This window comes from Mycobacterium sp. TY814 (assembly GCF_030755175.1).
In the GTDB taxonomy this organism is placed as follows: Bacteria; Actinomycetota; Actinomycetes; order Mycobacteriales; family Mycobacteriaceae; genus Mycobacterium.
Map to the genome: position 1 here is coordinate 1,576,086 of NZ_JAUFRY010000002.1, position 22,133 is coordinate 1,598,218.

Below are 22,133 nucleotides of genomic sequence, written 5' to 3' on the forward strand. Positions count from 1 at the left end.
CTTAGTACAGGGGCGACCAGGTCGAGGTGCGCAGCAGCCTGCTGGTCCACTGGTCACGCAGGTCCAACGCGTCGTGCAGCCAGGTTCCGGGGGTGCGGTACTCCGCCGGGATGTGGGTCCGGAGCAGGTCGAGCAGCGCTTCGGGCCGGCTGATCTGCTGCATCAGAATGACTTCACGACGCAGGTGGCTGCCGAGCGCGGGCTGAAACGAGGCATCCATCTTCAACATCGACGACGGCTGCTCGAGGCTGCGGGCGTACACCTCGCCGCACCGGACGATGTACTCCTCGAACTTGTCCTCGTAGGGCCACATGGTGTCTTCCATGTAGAGGCTCATCTCGTGTTCGCGGCCGTCGACCGGCACCTCGTCGAACGCCACCTCCTGCATCGGTGACCAGGGCAGCGGCACCAGTAGTTTGGCGTCGACGCCATGGCGCAGTTCATCGGTGTGGTGCATCCAGTCGCGCAAGTCACCCTGCTGGACCCGCTTGGTCAAGCGCTCCCAGGCCGCTCCGTCACGCACCGCGGTCACGGTGATGACGGTGTAGGCCGGCCCGCTACCCTGCGCCTGGTTGGTGTACCAGAGCAGTCGGGCCTCGTCGCCGGCCGCCAGCATCGGCATCCAGCCGTCCCGAAACGCGGCCTCGAACTCGTCTTCGGCGCGGCCTCGCACCGTGTGAACTTCGTGCATGAAAAGCAACGACCAAGACCTCCCACGCGGCGCTGCCTTCTGAACGCCCGCTCACTCACTTACTGGCAGGACGTTAATAGCAGCAAATCGTCCTGTCCACGCAGGGCCGACGGTGACGTCAATATCGGCGGGATGCTGCTGGGGTGCGTCGGGTAAACCGCGGTAACTTCGTGACACGGAAACCGGTGAAAGGGACGGGATGGATATCGCTTCGGTCGACGAACTGCTCACCACCACCCGTGCGGTTCGCAAACGTCTCGACCTGACCCGCCCGGTGAGCCGTGACGTGGTCATGGAATGCATACGCCTGGCGATGCAGGCACCCACCGCCAGCAACGCCCAGGACTGGCGCTGGGTGGTGGTCACCGATCCTGGCAAGCGCGCCGCCATCGCGGAGATCTACCGCAGTGTGGGCGCCGAGTATCTGATTCATGCCGCCGCCAACGCCGAAAATCCGCAGACCAAGCGCGTCTATCAGAGCGCGCTGGGCCTCACCGACACCCTGGCCAAGGTTCCGGTGCTGGTAATCCCCTGCCTTCTGCAGTCCATCGACGAAAGCAATCGACTGGCCGCCGCGTCGGCCTGGGCGTCCATCATCCCGGCCGGCTGGAGCTTTCTGCTTGCCTTGAGGTCGCGCGGTCTGGGCTCGGTGTGGACCACGATGCACCTGGCCCGGGAGCGCGAGGTCGCGGACCTGCTCGGTATTCCCAGCTCTGTCACTCAGGCGGCCCTGTTTCCGGTGGCCTACACGATCGGGACCGATTTTCGGCCCGCCGCGCGACCGCCGGCCGAAACGATCACCTTTTTCGACGAATGGGGTGAAGGCTGATGCAGTCCTACACCGTGCGGTTCCACGTGGACGCTCCGCCGGCCAGGGTGTGGCGCGTGTTGCATCCTCCGGTGCCGCCGAACGCGCCGCGCCCGCGGGTGCTCAGTTGGCCTACGGGCAGCATGGAAATTCTCAACGAGGGCGACGAGGCGGGTGAAGGGCTGGTGCGTACGTGCGTCTTTCCGGTGCCGAAATACCTGTTCTCCGGAGGAAAGGGCCGGTCGTGGGAGACCGTCACGGAGGCGAAGATCAACAAGTTGTCGCGGTACGTCGCCATCGGAAAGCCGTTGTGGTCCCGGGCCGAGGGCTACCACCAACTCGACGAGCAGCCTGACGGCACCACCGTGCTCACCTTCCACGAGACCTACCACGCGTACAACCCGGTACTGCGTTTACTCCTGGAGCGTCCGGTACACGCCCGAATCTCGCGGGACAATCTCGACACCTACGAACACGCGCTGGGCTACGCCGGTCCGGTACGGCGCCTGGACTGATCGGCTCGCGGGTTCGAAATGAGCCCCGCAGCCCGCTAAGCTAGTTACTTATGGGCTCTAAGCAAATCGCCGCCCGCACTGGTATAGCCGCGCTGCTGGTAGTCGGCTGGTTCAGTGCGGCGGGTATCTCCGCCGCCGATCCCGACCCGACGCCTGCACCGGAACCAGCCCCGACGGCGGCTCCGGCTCCGGCGGGGGCACCCGCGGCCGGCTCGCCCAAGACGACGATCGATCACGACGGCATCTTCACCGTCGGCACCGACATCGCGCCGGGCACCTACAGCACGGCCGGGCCGGTGGGCACCGGCACCTGCTACTGGAAGCGGACGGGCAATCCCGACGGCGCTCTCATCGACAACGCCATGTCCAAGAAGCCGCAGATCGTGCAGATAGAGCCGACCGACAAGACTTTCAAGACGAGTGGATGCCAGCCCTGGCAGCCCACCAGTGACGCGCCTCCGCCGAACACCCCCGGCCCGCAGGTGCAGGCGGGCCTGGGAATCCTCAACGGCCTACTCGCGCCGCACGGGCCCTGATCTAGGCGGGTGGCGCCAGCGCCGCCTCGACCGTGGTGTACATCGGCAGCAGACGGCGCAGTCCGCACGCGGCAATGGTGCGGGCGACGATCGGCTGATTGTTGACCAGACGCAGGTTGACGCCGCGACGGCGGCAGCGCACCGATTCCTGGGCGAGCACCGCGTAGGCGCAGGATCCCAGGAAGTCCAGTTCGCGGATGTCGATGACGAACGGACCCGGTGCGATCGCGATCGCGGCGCTCCTGTTCACCAGCCGCTGCCAGATGACTTCGTTGCTGGCGTCGATGTCGCCGCCGACATGAACCACGACGGCGGACCCGGTGCATTCGGTGACCGCCCGCAAACCGCTGTTCGGGTCAGCTATTTGAGAACTCAGCCGCGTAGTCGAAGGACCTGACGTTGCTCCGATCGCGACAGTGTTCATTCGGCAGTATCCCGTCTTCGTGTGAATCACATAGGTACAGCGACGATCTCCGGCACGACAACGTTGCTCGATTTCGTGCCGAGAGACAGCGTAAATGTCCGGGGGCGTCGAGGGGCGGTCTTCGTAAGCACGGCTTAATCAGCATATGTGTAACAGGGCCTGACAACATAGGATGTCCACGCGATTTTTCCCGGCTGACGGGCTGAATTATTGGCGTTGCCGGGTGGCTCTGCGGGTGAGTAGCGACAGCAGCCAGCTAACGATCGACAAGAGGATCGCCGCCCAGATCGCGGTCCACCAGAAGTGGTCGATCTGCAGGCCCCAGTGCGTGGTGTCCCTGGTGATCTGCGCCGTGATCCACAACATGAACGCGTTGATGACGATGTGGAACAAGCCGAGGGTGAGGATGTACATCGGGATCGACAGGATCTGCACGATCGGTTTGACGATGGCGTTGACCAAGCCGAAAAGCACTGCGACGACAAAGATGATGCCGATGCGCTCGATTGTGCTGTTGCCGCCGACGAAGGTCAGCCCGGGTACGAAAAGGGTGACGACCCAGAGTGCGAGTCCGGTCAGTGCCGCGCGGATCAGAAAAGCCGCCATGCGCTGATCCTGCCACCCGGCGCCAATCCTGCCACCCGGGATGTTTAATTCAGCCCGTAAAAGCGTTGGGCGTTGAGTCCGCCGATCTTTTCGCGTGACTGCTCGCTGATATCAGGCCGGTTGCGCAGATGCTTGGTGCTCTCCGGCCATTCCCCGTCCCAGTGCGGGTAGTCGCTGGCGAACATGATGAAGTCGTCGCCCAGCACGTCGATCACACCGGGCAGAATCGGCTCCTCCGGTTCACACGTCACCCAGATGTTGCCGGCACGCAGGTATTCATGCGGATCACGGCGCCAGCCGCCCTCGATCCAGTCACCGCGCTTCTCGTAGTGCTCGTGCAGCCGGTCGACAAAGAACGGCACCCATCCGGCCCCCGACTCCAGAAATGCGACCCTCAGGTCGGGATGGCGTTCAAAGACACCGCCGGACACCAGTGCCGTCATGGCGGTCATCTGGTCGAACGGAAAGCTGACGCAGTGCACCTGGATGTAGTTGGTGAAGCGGTCGACGCCGATTTTCGGTAGATGGATGCCGGGCGCGCCGTGAATGCCCAGCGGCATATTGAGTTTCATGGCAGCGGCGTAGAAGGGGTCGAGATCCGGGTGATCGAGATTGCGGGTCTTCAGCGCGGGCGGAACAAGGGTTGCGACCAGGCCCAGCTCCTTGGCCTCGGTCATGACGTCGATCGCCACCTCACCGTGTTCGATCGGCGCCACGGCCACCCCGCGCAGCCTGCCATGCGTGGGCTCGCAGAAATCGGCGATCCACTGGTTGTAGAGGCGCGCGAAGCCGGCCGCGAATACGGGATCCTCCAGGCTGGGCACGCACAGCCCGAGACTGGGATAGAGCACCATCGTGTCCAGATGGTCACGGTCGGCGTCGGCGAGCACCCCCTCTGCGGTCGAGCAGTTGATGCCGGGCGCCTTGGTAATGCCGTGCTCGGGCGGACAGCCCGCGCCCGGGCCGGTGTCCTCGGGATAGTTGCGGCCCTCGATCGTCAGCCGCGGCCGCCGATCGTTGCTCAACTGCACGTGATCCGGCCAGCGCTTCAGCGCTTCGAAAGCGAGCGACGCGTTCTCCGCGACATGTCCGTCGGCATCGATGATCCGCATGTATCCGGAACATACTCGCTCGCGCGCCAGACTCGCGGTATCGGGACACGTAGGCCACGATGCTCTCGTGACCAGACAGCGGTTGACCAGCGACCAGCGCAACTCCTTCATGGCAGCCTTCCTGGGCTGGACGATGGACGCTTTCGACTTCTTCATCGTTGTGCTGGTCTACGCAGACATCGCCGAGACATTTCATCGCAGCAAGACCGAAGTCGCGTTCGTCACGACGGCCACGCTGGCCATGCGACCGGTCGGCGCGCTGCTGTTCGGGCTATGGGCCGACCGGGTCGGCCGCCGGCTTCCGCTGCTGGTCGACGTGTTGTTCTACTCGGTGGTGGGGTTCCTGTGCGCGTTCGCGCCGAACTTCACGGTGCTGGTGATTCTGAGGCTGCTCTACGGCATCGGCATGGGCGGCGAGTGGGGTTTGGGCGCGGCGCTGGCCATGGAGAAGGTTCCCACCGAGCGGCGCGGCTTCTTCTCCGGTCTGCTGCAGGAGGGTTACTCGTTTGGGTACCTGCTGGCCAGTGTGGCCTCGCTGGTGGTGATGAACGGGTTGGGTCTGTCCTGGCGCTGGCTGTTCGCGCTGAGCATCATCCCGGCGCTCATCAGCCTGATCATCCGCTACCGAGTGGAGGAATCCGAGGTCTGGGAAGCCGCGCAGGACCAGATGCGGCTGACCAAGACAAGGGTGCGCGACGTGTTGCGCGAGGCTAAGGTCATCCGCCGGTTCTTCTATCTGGTCTTGCTGATGACCGCATTCAACTGGATGAGTCACGGCACCCAGGACGTCTATCCCACCTTCCTAAAGGCGACCACCGATCACGGCGCGGCGCTGTCGAGTGCGACCGCCCGCTGGATTGTCGTGGTCTACAACGTCGGTGCGATCATCGGCGGCTTGATTTTCGGGACTCTTTCCCAGCGGTTCGGCCGCCGCTACACCATCGCGTTTTGTGCCGTCCTCGCGCTGCCGATCGTGCCGGTCTTCGCGTATTCCCGGACCGCGGCGATGTTGTGCCTGGGCTCGTTTCTGATGCAGTTCTTTGTGCAGGGCGCCTGGGGTTGCATCCCGGCGCACCTGACCGAGCTCTCACCAGATGCGATCCGAGGCTTGTACCCCGGGGTGACGTATCAGCTCGGCAACCTGCTGGCGGCTTTCAACTTGCCGATCCAGGAGCATCTGGCCGAGACGCACGGTTATCCATTCGCGTTGGCCGCAACGATCGTGCCGGTGCTGGTGATGGTGGCGTTGTTGACGCTGATCGGCAAGGACGCCACCGGAATTCGGTTCGGGTCCTCGGAGAGCGCGTTTCTGCCGGCTAAGAGCTGAGCAACTTCAGCAGCAGGTGCATGGCCACCGTGGTCGAGCGTTCCCGGACGTCGGAGCGGTTTCCGGGCAGCCGCAGGGTGCGGGTGAGTTTCGGACCGTCTGCGAGTGCGACTGTGAAACACACTGTGCCAACTGGCTTTTCGTCGGTTCCACCGCCGGGGCCGGCGATTCCGGTGATGGCGACCGCGGTGTCGGCGTCGAACCGTTTCAGCGCGCCTGCGGCCATCGCTTCGGCGACCGGCTCGGAAACCGCGCCGTATTGCTGGATGAGTGCTGCGTCGACGCCGAGCAGTTCCACCTTCGCCTCGTTGGAATACGACACCACCCCGCCGGCCACGTAGTCCGAGGATCCGGGGCGGTCGGTCAGCCGTGCCGCCAGCAGGCCGGCGGTGCAGGATTCCGCGGTGGCGATGGTGCGGCCCTTGAGCAGTTGGGCGACCAGGTCGTCGACCTGGGAACCGTCCTCGGAGAACACCTGGTCGCCGTGCCGGTCGCGTAGCAACTTTGTGAGTTGCGCGTAGGTGTCGGCGGCGTCCGGCTCGTAGCGCGTCACGATCTCCAGCTCGCCGCGCCGCAGGCAGGTGGTGATCTCCAGCGCGGCGAATCCTGGGATGGCGGTTTCGGCTTCGCGCAACGTCTCGGCGAGTCCCGACTCCGGCAGCCCGAACATCCGCACCATGTCCTGGCGGTAGACGGTGCGCCCGGCCAGGGCTTCCTGCACGCCTTCGGTCTCAATTGCCTTGTGCCACATGGGTTGCAGCTCGCGTGGTGGGCCGGGCAGCACCAGCACGGTCGGCTTGCCCGGCACCACCACGCCGGGCGCCGTGCCCACCGGGTCGAGGATTTGCGAGCCGACCGGAACCATCGCCTGCTTGCGGTTGGCGGCCCGTACCGATTCGAACTTCCCCGGTTCCATCAGCGCGGCGAACGCGGGATTGCGCGCCATCAGGGACTTGAGGATCTCGGCGATCCGGTTCTCCAGCGCTTCGTCGAGTTTGAACTCGCGGCCGCAGAAGCGGGACACCACCTCGACGGTCATGTCGTCGGCCGTGGGGCCCAGTCCGCCGCTGGTGATGATCAAATCCACGCCCTGGTCGGCCAGGAAACGCAGCTGCGCCTCGATGTCGGCGGGCCGGTCCCCACAGATGGTGATGTGGGCGAGCTCGACGCCCAATTCCAGCAGCCGGTCGGCCAGCCAGGGGCCGTTGCGGTCCTGGACCCGTCCGGTCAGAACCTCGGTGCCGGTGACCACGATTCCTGCGCGTGCGCTCACCGTGCCGAGCCTACGCACACGGTTGGTCCTTATGTCACCCAGCACATCGCCGTAGCTCACCTGATGGCGGTGTCCGACGGGGTTGTTTCTGCCGCGTCAGCACCACCTCATCGCGACGTCGATCCGGCCGCTGCGGCGTCCAGGCCGGCTCCTGTCTTGGTCAGCGTTGTCACACGACGATGCCGCTCAGGCCCGTGATTCCGCCGGCACCGCCGGCGCCGCCGGCGCCGCCGATACCGCCGAAACCTGGTATCGCAGTGCCGCCGCCCGCGCTGGCATTGCCGCCGTTACCGCCGTTGCCGCCGTTAATCCCGTTGCCCGAGCTATCGCCGCCCTCGCCGCCAGCACCACCGGCGCCGAACCCACTTCCGGTGGTGGTCCCAAAACCGCCGACCCCGCCGGTCCCGCCTGTGGTGCCGTCACCGCCGTCACCGCCGTCACCGCCAGTAGCCGTGGCCGCGGAGCTACCGTTGCTGATCGTCGCGGTGCCGCCGTTGCCGCCGTTGCCGCCGATTCCGCCGGTGGTACCGATGCCGCCGGCCCCGCCGGCGCCGGAGGTGACGTTTCCGAGCCCGAAGGTAGTTGCCGTTCCGCCGATTCCGCCGTTTCCACCAGTGGTGGCGCCGGCTCCGCCGTTTCCACCAGTGCCACCGATCGCCGTGGCTTTGGAGACAGGGTTGCTGATTGTTGCACTACCGCCGTTTCCGCCGGTCCCGCCGGCGACGGCGCCGTTTCCGCCGTCACCGCCGTTTCCGCTGGTAGCCGTGGCCGTGGAAGTAGCGTTGCTGATCGTCGCGGTGCCGCCGATACCGCCGTTTCCGCCGTTGCCGGTGGTACCGGTGCCGCCGGCCCCGCCGGCGCCGGAGTTGACGTTGCCGAGGGCAGAGGAAGATCCCGTTCCCCCGGTGCCGCCGTTTCCGCCGTTGATGGCGCCGGCGCCACCGGTGCCGCCGGTGCCGCCGGTAGCCGTGGCGGTGGAGGCAGTGTTGCTGATCGACGCACTACCGCCGATGCCACCGTTTCCGCCGTTGCCGGTGGTACCGGTACCGCCGTCCCCGCCGGCCCCGGAATTGACGTTTCCGAGCCCAGAGGTAAACGCCGACCCGGCGTTGCCGCCGTTTCCGCCCGTGGCCCCGTCGCCGCCACGGCCGCCGTTGCTGCTAACAGCGTTGGTTGTGGAGACAGCGTTGCTGATCGACGCGGGGCCGCCGTTTCCGCCGTTCCCGCCGGTGCCGGTGGTGCCGGTGCCGCCGTTCCCGGCGGCGCCGGAGTTGACGTTTCCGAGCCCGGAGGTGAATGCCGATCCGCCGTTGCCACCGTTTCCGCCGTTGGTGGCGCCGTCTCCCCCGTGACCGGCGTTGCCGCCGGTGGCCGTGGCTGTGGAGACAGCGTTGCTGATCTGTGCGCTATTGACGGAGCCGCCGTTTCCGCCGCTGCCGGTGGTACCGGTGCCACCGGCCCCGCCGGCGCCGGAGTTGACGTTTCCGAGCCCAGTAGTGAATGCCGATCCGCCGATGCCACCGTTTCCGCCGTTGGTGGCGCCGTTTCCGCCGGTGCCACCGTTGCCGCCGGTGGCTGTGACCGTCGAGACAGCGTTGCTGATCTGCGAGGAGCCGCCGGAGCCGCCGTTTCCGCCGCTGCCGGTGGTACCGGTGCCGCCGTTCCCGGCAGCGCCGGCATTGACGTTTCCGAGCCCGGCGGTGAAGGCCGATCCGCCGCTGCCGCCGCTGCCGCCCGTGGTTCCATCACCGCCGTTACCGGCGTTGCCGCTGGTAGCCGAGCCCGAGGATGCGGCATTGCTGATCTGCGCGCCACCGCCGCTGCCGCCGTTGCCGCCGACGCCGGTCGGGCCTCCGCCGATGCCATCGGCGCCGTCCCCGCCAACGGCGTTGCCGGTGCCGGTGTTGTTGGCAAAACCGCCACTGCCGCCGGCTCCGCCGCCACCGGGACCCGATCCGCCGGTCGCGGCAGCCCCGCCAAGCGCGTCGCCCGCCCCGGAGTGGGTTGCCTGACCGCCGCCGCCACCGATGCCACCGACACCGGTCGTGGCGTCGCCGCCGGTGCCGCCGGTGCCGCCGATGGCTGCAGCGCTGGTGCTGTTGGAACTCGCGTTCCCCCCGTTCCCGCCGCGGCCCCCGAGCGTTGCGTTGTTATTGCCGGTGCCGCCGTTGCCGCCGGCGCCGCCCTTGGCGGTCGCGGTCGACGCGGCATTGGAAATGTTTGCGTTACCGCCGGTGCCCCCGTTTCCACCGTTCCCGGTGGAACCGGTGCCGCCGTCGCCGCCTGTACCGGGTGTGACGTTTCCGATCCCCACGGTCAATGCGGTCCCGCCGGTCCCGCCACTTCCGCCGCTGTTGGCGCCGGCCCCGCCCGCGCCGCCGGCCCCGCCCGTAGCCGTGGCGGTAGAGGCGGTGTTCGTGATCTGTGCCAGACCGCCGTTGCCGCCGGTTCCGCCGATGCTGCTGGGAGCGACGTTGGCGCCGCTAGCGCCACCGGCGCCGCCTTGGCCGCCGTTGGCGGTCCCAGTTGCGTTCTGCACCGCGTTGCCGCCGTTGCCGCCGTTGCCGCCCCTGCCGGTGTCAGCTCCGGCGCCGCCGTCCCCGCCATTGCCGCCGGTAGCTGCCGTTGCCATCGAACCAGCGTCACCGCCGGCCCCGCCGTTACCGCCGTTACCGGTGCCGGCGGCATCGCCGCCGTGCCCGCCGTTGCCGCCTTTGCCGTGGGTGCCGCCGGCACCGCCGGCTCCGCCTTGACCGCCATTGCCGCTGACGGTTTCGTTGAATCCGGCGCCGCCCGTGCCACCGTCGCCGCCGGCGATGACGGCTCCGCCCGCACCGGTCGCGCCGGCCACTGCGCCGGGACCGCCGGGCGTCCCTCCGGTACCGCCGCCGCCCACCAGGCCGGGGTTGCCTCCGTTGCCGCCTCTGCCACCTGCAGTGGCCGCGTTCGCGCCATCACCCCCAGATCCGCCGTCACCGGGCGCCCCGGTATCGCCGCCGGCCCCGCCGGCACCACCGGCACCGTTGGCGCCTGCAGCGCCGAATAACGAGCCCTTACCGGCGGCACCGCCCATCCCGCCGGAACCGCCGCTGCCGCCGTTGCCGCTGTCACCGCCGTTGCCGCCGTTGGCACCCAGAGTTGTGGCGTTCCAGCCGTCACCGCCGGACCCCCCGGCGCCACCCGCCCCGCCCACCCCACCGGCGCCGCCGGCGCCGCCGGCGCCGAATAACAGCCCGGCGTTGCCGCCGGCCCCGCCGGTACCGGCATTACCCCCGTTGCCGCCGGCGATGCCGTTGGTGCCGTTCGGAACCGCTAGGGTGCCGGGGGTGCCGGGGCCGCCCACGGCCCCCGCAGCGCCGGCCCCGCCGACTCCGCCAGCCCCACCATTGCCGAACAGCAGCGCGCTGCCCCCGAGTCCGCCAGTGCCGCCGTTGACGCTGGCACCGCCCACTCCGCCGGCGCCGCCGGCGCCACCATTGCCCCACAACCACCCGCCTGAGCCCCCGGCCCCACCGTTGCCGCCAGCGGTCCCGCCGGCGCCGCCAGCACCGCCAGCGCCGAGCAGGCCCGCCGCGCCACCGGCCCCACCCGATCCGCCGGGTGCGCCCGATCCGCCGTTGCCGCCGTTACCCCACAGGATCCCGCCCGCCCCGCCGGCAGCCCCGGTTCCCGGCGCGCCATCGGTGCCGTTGCCGATCAGCGGACGCCCCAGCAATGCGTTGGTGGGCGCATTAATGACGCCCAGGACGGCTTCTTGCAGGGTCTGCAACGGCGTGGCGGCCGTCGCGTCGGCAAGTGCGTAAGAGCCTCCAGCGGCGTTCAATGCCTGGATGAACTGCGCCTCGAAAGCCGCCGCTCGCGCACTGACCGCCTGATACTGGCGGGCGTGGTCAGAAAACAGACCCGCGATCCCCGCCGACACCTCATCGCCCGCAGCGGCCAGCATCCCGCTGGTCGGACCCGCAGCTAATATCTGGGCCGCGCTCAGCGACGAACCGATGCCCGCCACTTCCGCTGCGGCCGCCGACAGCATCTCCGGAATTGCCAGCACATAGGACATAGGTACCTCCAATGCATCCGGGTCGGCCACAGCGCCTCAACGGTGAAAGGAGTGTATGACGGATTTGTTGAGGTGGAAAGGCTAATGCAAGCTTCCTGATCCGCATCGGCTCTCGATCTATGATGAATTCATCACGCCTAGGTTGTCGGGATGAGTAAAACGGTCGCTGAGCTCGGATGGCGTAGGTTCTTTGGCGTGGGCGAAAAACTTCTGGATTCGCTCGGCTGGCAACCGCGCAACGCATCAATTTCATTGCTTAGATTTCAGTCTCCAGGTTCTGGACCGCCTGCCGGACGGGTCTGCTTGTCGCAGTGCAACGGCAGAATTGACGATTCGCTGGATGGCGAGATCTACTGTGCGACAGCCACAAAAGTGATGGCTGACGAGGTAACGACCGCTGCCGTTGGGTGACCTCGCGGTGCTGCCGATCGTGGTGCCGGAATCCCATCGGTCGCTACGGCCATGGAAAATTTTCCGTCATCTCAATGACCGTGACGCAACAGCGTCAAGCACAACCAGGATCGATGTGAATTCGTACCGCGACGAAGTGAGTCATTTTATGACGTCTCGAGTAAGGGGGCGCACAAAATTCACAAATCGTACTCATAGCACTCTCCAAATCGGCCCGCTGGGCTGTTCGGCCCACCATTTATTACCGTTCACCCTGCGCTTTCCGCGAGAACGGAACAGAGCCGTCGTCGTCATTTAACCCGCAGCCGCGGAGACCATTCCGCCGGAGTTCGTGTTGTGGAATGACAACCCTGAGTTAACGGGCACGGCGGCTAACTCAACCGAGATGTTTGACGGTAGTGTCGTCTGCCATCGGCTCCGGCAGCTGGGGAGCCACGGGCCGTTGCGGACCCGTCCGGTCAGAACCTCGCAGTGACGCGTCAGACGATGTTGCCCTTGGCGCCCGAGAAGCCTGGGAAGAACGCGCCGGAACCTCCCTTGCCACCTGACCCGACGATCGCATTGCCGATCGTGGCGGCGTGGGCATCGCCGCCGTCGCCGCCGCTACCGCCGAAGCTGGCGCTCGTGCTATTGCCGCCGACGCCGCCTCCGCCACCGATGCCGAAAGCGGTTCCGTCGGTCCATCCCAAACCACCTTTACCGCCAGTTCCGCCCGTGCCGCCGGTAGCGCCATTCCCCCCGGCGCCGCCGGTCGCGTTCGCCGCTGAGGTGATACGGGTGATTCGCCCGGTTCCGCCGGCCCCGCCGTCCCCACCGTCACCGCCGTCACCGCCTAGCCCGCCTTGTCCGCCTTTGCCGCCGGTCGCCGTGCCCAAGCCGTCATTCTGCGCGTCCCCGCCTGCGCCCCCGGTACCGCCGCCCGCGCCGATGCCGGCGGCACCTGCCCCACCGGCGCCCCCGGTGGCGCTGCCCGCGGAGTTGGAGGAGGTAACACGCGCGTCGCCGCCGCGACCGCCGGTGCCGCCGTCGACCAACGCTCCGCTGGATCCTCCAACCGCGCCGTTGCCTCCGATGGCGTTGCCGGTTCCGCTGTTGGTTGCGAGACCTCCGCTGCCGCCCGTTCCACCGAAAGTCGACCCTGACCCACCGGTGGCGCCATTGCCGCCGACAGCCACGCCCGCACCGGAGTGCACTGCGAATCCGCCTGTGCCGCCGGTCCCGCCTACGCCGTTGAACGCGGTGCCACCGGTTCCTCCCGTGCCTCCTGTGGCCGTGGTGGTCGGGCTCTTGCTGTTGATCTGGGCGGAGCCGCCAGCGCCGCCCTGGCCGAACAAGGTGCCGTTGTTGGCGCCGGCGCCGCCGGCGCCGCCAGTACCACCCTTGGCGCTTGCGGACGAGCCGATGTTGCTGATGAATGCGTCACCGCCTCGACCACCGTTTCCGCCGCCCGCCGCGGCGCCCTTACCAAAGCCGCCCGCACCGCCGGTGCCGGGATTGACGCTGCCTAGCCCGTTAGTGGTGGCTGATCCTCCGAAGCCGCCGTTGCCGCCCACGGATTGGCCGGCGCCGCCAGCTCCGCCGATGCCTCCGACAGCGCCCGCCGTGGACGTCTGATTGTTGATGGTCGCGGTGCCGCCACCGCCACCACTACCGCCCGCGCCGGCAAAGCCCTCGCCTCCCTTGCCGCCGGCGCCTGACACAGCAGTGCCTGAGCCGGCGTTGGTAGCCGACCCACCGAAGCCGCCGGCCCCGCCAGTAGGTCCATCGGCACCGGCACCACCCTTGCCGCCGGTAGCCACACCGGATGATGACGGCGACGAAACGGTTGCGGTGCCACCGTTGCCGCCGGCCCCGCCGATCGCCCCCGACGAGGTGCCGTTGGCACCATCACCGCCGATTGCGTTGCCCGTTCCAGTATTTGAGGCGCCGCCGCCGTCGCCACCGCGACCACCACCGGCGGTACCAGTCCCACCGGCACCACCGGTGCCGCCGCGTGCATCACCGACCCCGGCGTGGAAGCCGAAGCCGCCGGTCCCACCGGCGCCGCCCGAGCCGGTGCTGGTGCTGCCGCCGGCTCCACCCTCACCGCCCCTGGCTGTTGCGGTAGACGTGGACTTGAAAATTTGCGCATCGCCGCCGGTGCCACCGATGCCGGCGGCACCTGTGGTCCCGTTGCCGCCTGCGCCACCCGTGCCGGGGGTGACCGCTCCCAATCCCAAGTTGATGGCCCGGCCGCCTGAACCACCGTTTCCGCCGGCCGTGCCATCGGCGCCGGGCCCACCCTGACCGCCCACCGCGATACCCGAGGAGTCGGGATTTCCGACCTGCGCCAAGCCACCGGCGCCTCCCGCGCCGCCTCTGCCCGTGGCACCGCCATTGGTACCGCCGGCGCCGGCGCCGGCGATGGCGTCACCGGTTCCATTGTTGAAGGCGTTCCCGCCGTCGCCTCCGGCCCCGCCGCCCGCTAAGCCCTTGCCACCAACACCGGCGACGCCGCCCACGGCGGTGCCGGTCCCACTGTGCGTGCCGCTACCACCGGAGCCACCTGTTCCACCGGTACCGGTGCTGGCCTCACCGCCAAGCCCACCCGTGCCGCCCGTGGCCGTCGTCGACGAGTCGCTGCTGTTGGTGTTCGCACCCCCACCGGTGCCGCCTCGCCCCAGGAACTGGTTGTCTACCCCGGCCCCGCCGTTACCACCAGTACCGCCGACAGGACTGACCGTCGACGCGGCATTGTTCACGGCTGCGGTGCCGCCAAAACCTCCGCTGCCGCCCCCGCCGGTGTTTCCGATGCCTCCTGCGCCCCCGTTGCCCGGGGTGACATTGCCCGTCCCGGTGGTGGTGGCCGATCCGCCGAACCCGCCGTTGCCGCCAGTGGCACCGTCACCGCCGGCGGCGCCATCGGCGCCGGTCGCGGTTGCGGTGGATGCGCTGTTGGAGATGGTGGCGGATCCGCCGCTGCCGCCGGACCCTCCCGAGCCGGTCGTCCCGTCGCCTCCGGCGCCGGCAGCGCCGCCAATTGCTGCTCCCGTTCCAAAGTTGGTCGCCGATCCGCCAACACCGCCGTTGCCGCCAAAGACGCCATCGGCGCCTGCGCCGCCTTTGCCGCCGGTCGCAATCCCCGATGAAATGTCGATGGCGACTTCGGCGGCCCCTCCGCCGCCGCCGGCACCGCCGCCACCGGTAAGACCACCACTCGTGCCGGCGGCTCCGGTACCGCCAAGGGCGTTGCCGGTGCCGCTGTTACGCCCGAGTCCCCCGTTGCCGCCTGCCCCTCCGCGCGTGGGACCCTTGCCGCCGGCACCACCGTCACCTCCTGCTCCGACGCCGGCATTGCTGTGCGTCCCGACTCCGCCTGTCCCGCCGGTTCCGCCGGTGCCCGTGCTCGCGTCGCCACCGACGCCACCCGCGCCCCCGAGCGCCACGGTGGTCGCGTTACCGCTGTTGGTTTGCGCGCTCCCGCCGCCGCCGCCGCGGCCGAGGGCGGTGTTGTCGACGCCGGCGCCGCCGGCGCCGCCGCGCCCGCCGACCGGGCTGACGTCGGAAGCGGTGTTGTTGATGACCGCACTGCCGCCGAATCCGCCAATTCCCCCGCCTCCGGTGGTGCCGGTGCCACCGGCGCCACCGGTTCCGGCGGTCACGATTCCAGTTCCGGAGGTCGACGCCGAACCCCCGGCGCCGCCGAAGCCGCCGGTGGTTCCGGTGCCGCCGTCGCCACCGTTGGCTGCAGTGGCGGTCGCCGTGGACTTGCTGTTGCTGATGTTCGCGTGCCCGCCGGACCCGCCGGAGCCGCCGTTAAAGGCGGCGCCGTTCCCGCCCTTGCCGCCGGTTCCGGACGTGACACTGCCCAGGCCGGCAGTCGATGCCGTGCCGCCCGTACCACCACCGCCACCGAAGGTGGCGCCATCGCCGCCGGCGCCGCCAGCAGCCCCGGTTGCGTTGACCGTCGATCCCGCATTGGAAATCGACGCGGTACCACCGGATCCGCCGTTGCCACCTGATCCGACGCTGCCTTCACCGCCCGCTCCGCCAGCGGCTGGGTTGACCTTGCCGGTCCCGCTGGTAAATGCCGATCCACCATTACCGCCGAAGCCGCCGGTGGTGCCGTCGGCGCCCGCTCCGGCGGTGCCTCCGGTGGCGGTCGCCGTTGAGGTTGCGGTGGTGATGACCGCATCGCCGCCGCTGCCACCTCGGCCGCCGGTGCCGGTGTTGCCGCCACTGGTCCCGTCTGCCCCGGCGCCGCCAGTCGCGTTACCCGTTCCGCTGTTGAACCCGGCGCCCCCGAAACCGCCGTCACCACCACCAGTTGGGCCCGCGCCGCCCGCCGCTCCGGCGCCGCCGAAGGCATCGCCGGCTCCACTGCTGAATGCGTTGCCTCCGGAGCCGCCGTTTCCGCCGCGGTTGCCATCGCCGCCGGCACCGCCGGCGCCGCCGACAGCGTTTCCGGCTCCGTTATTGAAGCCCGTCCCCCCGATGCCGCCGTTGCCGCCTGCGCCGGTGCCGGCACCGTCACCGCCGGCCCCACCCGCCCCGCCGGTACCACCCGTTGGGCCGCTGGCCCCGCCCCAGCCGCCGTCGCCCCCGGTGCCTCCGGCCAGCGTGGCATTGCCGCCGGCGCCGCCGGCGCCGCCAGCTCCGTACAAGCCGCCGGCGCCTCCGTTTCCGCCTTTGCCGCCGGAGGTGCCGGGCACCGCCCCCGCGTCGCTGGCGGCGTCGTAACCGCGGCCACCAGCGCCACCGTTGCCGCTGATACCCGTGATCGTGCCTGCGGCGCCGCTCGCGCCCGCGCTGCCGCCGGGTCCACCGGCACCGCCGCCGTTGCCGCCAAGGCCGACGGCGCCGGGATTGCCACCATTTCCGCCCGCGCCGCCCTGGGTGATGAGGGCGTCGCCGGCGCCGCCGATGCCGCCGTCTCCGGCATTGCCCGCGTTACCGCCGGCGCCACCTATGCCGCCGTTGCCGTTGGCGCCCGCGGCGCCGAACAGGATGGAGCCGCGCCCGCCGACGCCACCCGTGCCGCCGTTACCGCCGGTACCGCCGGAGCCGCCGTTGCCGCCGTCACCGCCATCGACACCGGCGCCCAGCGCGTTAAAGCCTGCGCCGCCCAGGCCGCCGGTGCCGCCGGCCCCGCCGGTGCCGCCGCTGCCGCCGGCGCCGCCTGTGCCATAGACCAGTCCTCCGTTGCCCCCGGCGCCGCCCGTCCCGGCGTTTCCGCCCGTACCGCCCGTACCTCCGACGCCGCCGGTCGCGCTCGCAGTGCCGGGATCACCCGGGGTGCCCGTGGCCCCAGCCGCGCCGGCACCGCCAAGCCCACCGGCTCCACCGTTGCCGAACAACAGGGCATTGCCGCCCACACCACCCACTCCGCCATTGACGGTCGCGCCGCCGATACCGCCGGCCCCGCCGGCCCCGCCGTTGCCCCACAACCAGCCGCCGGTGCCGCCGGCGCCGCCGATACCGCCACCGGCGCCTCCGGCACCGCCGACGCCACCACTGCCGATCAGACCGGCCGCGCCCCCGGCGCCCCCGGCCCCGCCCGCGGCGCCTGAACCGCCGCTACCGCCATTGCCCCACAGGATGCCGCCGGCACCTCCGTTCTGCCCTGTACCGGGCGCCCCGTCTGTGCCGTTGCCGATCAACGGACGACCCAGTAGCAGATTGGTGGGGGCGTTGATCGCTCCGAGTATCTGCCCTTCCAGCACTTGCAGCGGCGACACGTTGGCGGTCTCGGCGAGGGCGTAGGAGTCGCCGGCGCTGGCGAGCGCCTGCATGAAGTGTGAGTGGAATACCGCTGCCTGGCTTTCGATGGCTTGGTAGCCGGCGCCGTGGCTGTTGAAAAGTGCTGCGATGGCCGCCGAAATCTCGTCACCGGCGGCAGCGAGCACCTCAGTTGTCGGTATGGCGGCGGCGAAATTCGCCGCGCGCAATGACGAGCCGATACTGGCGACATCCGCGGCGGCCGCTGCGAGAAAGTCCGGAGTTGCAAAGACGTACGACATCTTGGTCGCTCCCGCCTGATCGTGCCTGACGAAGGCAAGTAATTCTGTCGTTCATCAGTACCACGAACGGGCGGCCGTTACTAAGCTTTTATGCCATTAGTTAAATCGTTCATTACTTGAATCATTCAAATCTGGTGGCAGGGCAGTGAGGTGATCCAAAAGCGTTGTTCTAGAACGAAGTTCGGCGAACGCGTGTCCGCGCGGTTTCATTTGATGGGTCGCTATTGGGGTGATTTCCGGCCGGTCCAGGGTGCGACCCGATTATAAGCCCCAGTCCGTCTTCGGAATGAATTTATTATTGCGACGAAAGGGCGAAGTGAGAGGAATAAGTCGACGACGAGTCGGGGCTGCGCCGCTTTTTAACGGGGCGCGGGATGGAGCGGAGCCCAACTGGGTGCTTGGATCAACAACACCCGCTTTCGCGAGGAAATCCCGCGGTCCAGGGTGGCATCCCGCCCGGCGAAAGGCGAGGTTGGCGGCACAGGGTCTAGACGACTACACCGCTCTTGCCGTCTGCGCCCTTGCTGCCCCCGGTCCCGCCGGCGCCGCCGACGCCGCCGCTGCCGACGACCGGGGTACCACCAATGCCCGCGTGAGCATTGCCGCCATTGCCGCCGCTCCCACCGTTGGTCGACGCAAGGGTGCTGTTTCCGCCGTCGCCGCCCTTACCGCCGATCCCGGATCCGGAACCGAGGGTGGACCCCAACCCTCCGCTGCCGCCATCGCCGCCGGTTCCCCCGTTGCCGCCCCTGCCGCCGGCGCCGGCGGTCGCAGTATTCGTGGACACTGCGTTGTCGATAACCGCTTTGCCGCCATTACCGCCGAGCCCGCCGGCGATACCTCCCTTTCCGCCCGTGCCACCGTTGCCGGCCGTGGCCGCGCCGGTTTCTTGATTGGTGGCAGTACCGCCGCTACCGCCCTCGCCACCTGCCCCGAGGCCATCTCCACCGGCGCCGCCGTCACCTGAGAACGCGTTGCCGCTGCCGCCGGGGGCCACGACCGCGTCACCGCCGATTGCCCCGGCCCCGCCTGCGGTTCCTGCGCCGCCAGCTCCGCCCTTGCCCCCGACGGCGTTGCCGGATGCGTTTGTGGTCGGGTCTTTGGCATTGACACTTGCGGTCCCGCCCGGGCCGCCATTGCCGCCTTTGCCCGTCGTGCCGCCGCTGCCCCCCAACCCGCCGGACCCGCCGAGCGCATTCCCGGTTGCCCCGTTTTGATCCACGTTGCCCCCGGCCCCGCCGTTCCCACCACCATCAACTCCCGATCCGCCCGCCCCGCCGTGGCCGCCGACTGCGCCGCCGGTACCAACAGGGTTCGTTGTGCTCCCGTTGCCGCCGTTTCCTCCCCGGCCCCCTGTGCCGGTGGAAGTCGCGTTACCGCCGTCCCCGCCGCTGCCGGTGAAGACGCCGCCGATTCCGCTGTTGACCGCTTCGCCGCCGTTGCCGCCATTGCCGCCACCTGCGAGGCCATTGCCACCGACCCCGCCGGCGCCCGATTGCGCATCGCTGGATGAGTACCCCACGGCGTCACCGCCCCGTCCCCCGTTCCCACCAGTAACGCCGTCACCGCCGGCCCCGCCTCGGCCGGCAGCTGCGCTCACCGAGCTGCCCCCGACGTCGTTGCCGCCGTTCGCAGCACCGCCGGCACCGCCGCTACCACCGTTGCCCGTGCTGCCGCCACTGCCGCCGCCGCCGCCAACGCCGCCCCTGGACGTCCCGCTATCGCCTGCGTTGAGCGCCTTGCCGCCGTCCCCGCCGTTTCCGCCACCGGCCGGCCCGGCGCCGCCGGCGCCGCCCTTGCCGCCCGTGGAGGTACCGCTAGCCAGCAGATTCTGGACCGCCGCTGCGCCGCCGGCTCCTCCTGCTCCACCCTTGCCTGAGATGGCGGCGGCGCCGCCCTCACCTCCGTCACCGCCAATGGCGCTGCCGGTTCCGTTGTTAGTCGCTTGGCCGCCGATTCCCCCCTGCCCGCCGCCCAAGGGTCCGCTGCCACCGGCGCCTCCGCTGCCGGCTATCGCAGAACCCGTACCGATGTAGGCCGCCGCGCCGCCGGCACCGCCGTTGCCACCAACGCCGCCGGCTGAGATGCCGCCCTGGCCCCCGGCACCTGCGATGGCGTTGCCGGATCCATCGTTCTGGCCTGCTCCTCCGGTACCGCCGGTGCCGCCGGCGCCCGTGCCGGTGGCGTTACCGCCGTCTCCGCCGGCGCCTCCGGATCCGGCGATCAATCCGCTCTTGCCTCCGGCTCCGCCATCTCCGCCGGCGCCGCCGCCGAAGGCGGAGCTTCCTCCCGCGCCACCGGCGCCGCCGTTGCCGTAACTGCCGCCGTTGCCGCCCGTCCCGCCTTTGCCGCCCGATGTGCCAGGAGCCGCCAGGGTTGCGTCGTAGCCGTGGCCACCGGCGCCGCCGTTGCCTCCGTTGCCGGCAGTGATGGTGCCGTTGAGGCCGGTCGGACCGTCGGTCGCGCCCGCTCCGCCGGCGGCACCGCCGACCCCCCCGATGCCGACGTTTCCGGGGTCGCCGCCGTCGCCGCCGGTGCCGCCGACCAGGGCGGGTTTACCGACACCACCGGAGCCACCGTTGCCAGGCGCCCCCGGGTCGCCACCGGCGCCGCCGGCGCCGCCGTCACCGTTGGCGCCCGCTTGTCCCGTTATCGTCAATGCTTGTCCGCCGGCCCCGCCCATTCCGCCGGTGCCGCCTGCTCCGCCGTCGCCACTGTTGCCGCCGTTGCCGCCGTCGGCGCCGGCGTTGGTGGCGTCCCAGCCGGCGCCGCCGGTCCCGCCGGTGCCGCCGGCACCGCCTGCCCCGCCGTGGCCGCCGGCCCCGCCCGAGCCGGCAGCCAGGCCGCCGTTGCCCCCTGCCCCGCCTGCACCTCCGGCACCGCCGGCCGTGCCGTTTCCACCGATGCCGCCGGCTGCTGTCGCGGTACCTGGGGAGCCCGGTGCGCCTTTCGCGCCAGGCGCACCGGCTCCCCCGGCTCCGCCGGTGCCTCCGTTTCCGTGGCTGCCGCCGTGGCCGCCGGCCCCGCCGTTGCCGCCCGGTGTCCCAGCAGGGGTGGTCGGGTCGGTTGCGGCGTCGTAGCCGTGGCCGCCTGCGCCGCCGTTGCCGCCATTGCCGGGGGTGATGACGCCGTTGTTGCCTTCTGCCCCAACGGCGCCCCCCGGTCCGCCGGCTGCACCGCCGTTGCCGCCGATGCCGACGCTTCCGGTGTTGCCGCCGTTCCCGCCGGTGCCGCCGACAAGCGTTGGTTTACCGAACCCTCCGGTACCACCGTTTCCGGGAGCGCCCGGGTTGCCGCCGTCGCCTCCGGCACCCCCGTCGCCGTTGGTACCTGCCTGCCCGAGTAGCAGCGAGCCCTGGCCGCCCGCGCCGCCCATCCCGCCGGTGCCGCCGTGACCGCCGTTGCCGCTGTTTCCGCCGTTGCCCCCGGCAGCGCCCGCGGTGGTGGCGTCCCAGCCGGCGCCGCCGATTCCGCCGGTCCCACCAACGCCGCCTGCGCCGCCGTGCCCGCCGGACCCACCCGCGCCGTACAGCAGGCCGCCCTTTCCGCCGGCCCCACCTGTGCCTCCGTTGCCGCCCGCCCCCGCGTCAAAGCCGTTGCCGCCGGCAAGCACTGGGGTGCCCGCAGTGCCTGGGGCGCCGTTGAAACCGGTTGCACCTGTACCGCCGACACCACCAGCGCCACCGCTGCCGAACAACAGCGCGCTACCGCCGGCACCGCCGGTCCCACCGCCACCGCCGAATAGGCCGATGCCTCCCGCCCCGCCGGCACCGCCGTTACCCCACAGCCACCCGCCGGTGCCGCCGGCACCGCCTGCGCCTCCACCGACTCCGCCCACCCCGCCGGCCCCGCCGGATCCGATTAGCCCTGCGGCACCGCCCGTGCCACCCGGACCGCCGATGGCGCCGGACCCACCGGCGCCGCCGTTGCCCCACAAGATCCCGCCGGCACCACCGTTTTGGCCGGTCCCGGCCGCGCCGTTGGCGCCGTCCCCGATCAGCGGGCGCCCCAACAGCAGATTGGTGGGCGCGTTGACCGCCCCCAACACGGCTTCTTGAATCAGCGCCAAGGGTGAGGCGTTTGCTGCTTCTGCAGAGGCGTATCGGGTTCCGGCCTGCGCCAGTAGTTTCACGAATTGTTCGTGGAACGCCGACGCCTGCAAACTCAACGACTGATAGGCGTCCCCGTGGGTGCGGAACAATGCCGCGATTGCCGCCGAAACCTCATCGCCGGCCGCTGCCAGCATCCCTGTCGTCGGCGCGGCCGCTGCAACGCTGACTGCTCCCAGGGAACGGCCGATATCTGCTACATCAACTGCTGCGGCGGCCAACGCATCCGGTAGTGCGAGTACATAGGACATGGTGTGGTTCC

The 22,133-nt window shown here is 69.9% G+C and carries 12 protein-coding genes; 4 read left to right on the forward strand and 8 right to left on the reverse strand.

From position 1 onward, the window contains the following. Position 1: 1 nt before the first annotated feature. Positions 2–691 carry a hypothetical protein gene (locus tag QXH22_RS20650; protein ID WP_306240373.1) on the reverse strand — a complete coding sequence of 230 codons (690 nt, stop codon included), beginning with the start codon at positions 689–691 and terminating at the stop codon, positions 2–4. A gap of 199 nt (positions 692–890) precedes the next feature. Here QXH22_RS20650 and QXH22_RS20655 point away from each other — a divergent pair, with 199 nt between their 5' ends. Genes QXH22_RS20655 through QXH22_RS20665 form a run of 3 tightly spaced genes read left to right on the forward strand, consistent with a single transcriptional unit; the run spans position 891 to position 2,550 of the window. Next, the gene (locus QXH22_RS20655; protein WP_306276807.1) at positions 891–1,520 is read left to right on the forward strand and encodes a nitroreductase family protein; all 630 of its coding nucleotides are present in this window, start codon (positions 891–893) and stop codon (positions 1,518–1,520) included. Further along, positions 1,520–2,014 (forward strand): SRPBCC family protein, encoded by a 495-nt coding sequence (locus QXH22_RS20660; protein ID WP_306240375.1) that lies wholly within the window; start codon positions 1,520–1,522, stop codon positions 2,012–2,014. Before QXH22_RS20655 ends, QXH22_RS20660 begins: the two co-directional genes overlap by 1 nt. Before the next feature lie 50 nt (positions 2,015–2,064). After that, complete coding sequence (locus QXH22_RS20665) at positions 2,065–2,550, forward strand: hypothetical protein (RefSeq protein WP_306276808.1); 486 nt, start codon at positions 2,065–2,067, stop codon at positions 2,548–2,550. A gap of 1 nt (position 2,551) precedes the next feature. Here QXH22_RS20665 and QXH22_RS20670 read toward each other — a convergent pair whose 3' ends face one another. The 3 genes from QXH22_RS20670 to QXH22_RS20680 form a co-directional block, all read right to left on the reverse strand. Beyond that, positions 2,552–2,974 carry an anti-sigma factor antagonist gene (locus QXH22_RS20670; protein ID WP_306240377.1) on the reverse strand — a complete coding sequence of 141 codons (423 nt, stop codon included), beginning with the start codon at positions 2,972–2,974 and terminating at the stop codon, positions 2,552–2,554. Positions 2,975–3,181: 207 nt separating this feature from the next. Then, positions 3,182–3,580, reverse strand: coding sequence for a phage holin family protein (locus QXH22_RS20675; protein WP_306240378.1), 399 nt, complete (start codon positions 3,578–3,580; stop codon positions 3,182–3,184). Positions 3,581–3,624: 44 nt separating this feature from the next. Further along, the gene (locus tag QXH22_RS20680; protein WP_306276809.1) at positions 3,625–4,692 is read right to left on the reverse strand and encodes an amidohydrolase family protein; all 1,068 of its coding nucleotides are present in this window, start codon (positions 4,690–4,692) and stop codon (positions 3,625–3,627) included. A 67-nt stretch (positions 4,693–4,759) separates the two neighbouring features. On the opposite strand from QXH22_RS20680, the gene QXH22_RS20685 reads away from it, so the two are divergent. Further along, complete coding sequence (locus QXH22_RS20685; protein WP_306240381.1) at positions 4,760–6,019, forward strand: sialate:H+ symport family MFS transporter; 1,260 nt, start codon at positions 4,760–4,762, stop codon at positions 6,017–6,019. Here QXH22_RS20685 and QXH22_RS20690 read toward each other — a convergent pair. From QXH22_RS20690 to QXH22_RS20705, 4 genes are all read right to left on the reverse strand, one after another. Continuing rightward, on the reverse strand, positions 6,009–7,292 hold the full coding sequence (locus QXH22_RS20690; protein ID WP_306276810.1) for a competence/damage-inducible protein A: 1,284 nt from the start codon (positions 7,290–7,292) through the stop codon (positions 6,009–6,011). The two genes, QXH22_RS20685 and QXH22_RS20690, sit on opposite strands and share 11 nt — an antisense overlap. A 169-nt stretch (positions 7,293–7,461) precedes the next feature. After that, positions 7,462–11,352, reverse strand: coding sequence for a PE family protein (locus QXH22_RS20695; protein WP_306276811.1), 3,891 nt, complete (start codon positions 11,350–11,352; stop codon positions 7,462–7,464). Positions 11,353–12,242: 890 nt separating this feature from the next. Further along, complete coding sequence (locus QXH22_RS20700; protein ID WP_306276812.1) at positions 12,243–17,762, reverse strand: PE family protein; 5,520 nt, start codon at positions 17,760–17,762, stop codon at positions 12,243–12,245. A 487-nt stretch (positions 17,763–18,249) separates the two neighbouring features. Further along, positions 18,250–22,122 carry a PE family protein gene (locus QXH22_RS20705; protein WP_306276813.1) on the reverse strand — a complete coding sequence of 1,291 codons (3,873 nt, stop codon included), beginning with the start codon at positions 22,120–22,122 and terminating at the stop codon, positions 18,250–18,252. Between the last annotated feature and the right edge of the window lie 11 nt (positions 22,123–22,133).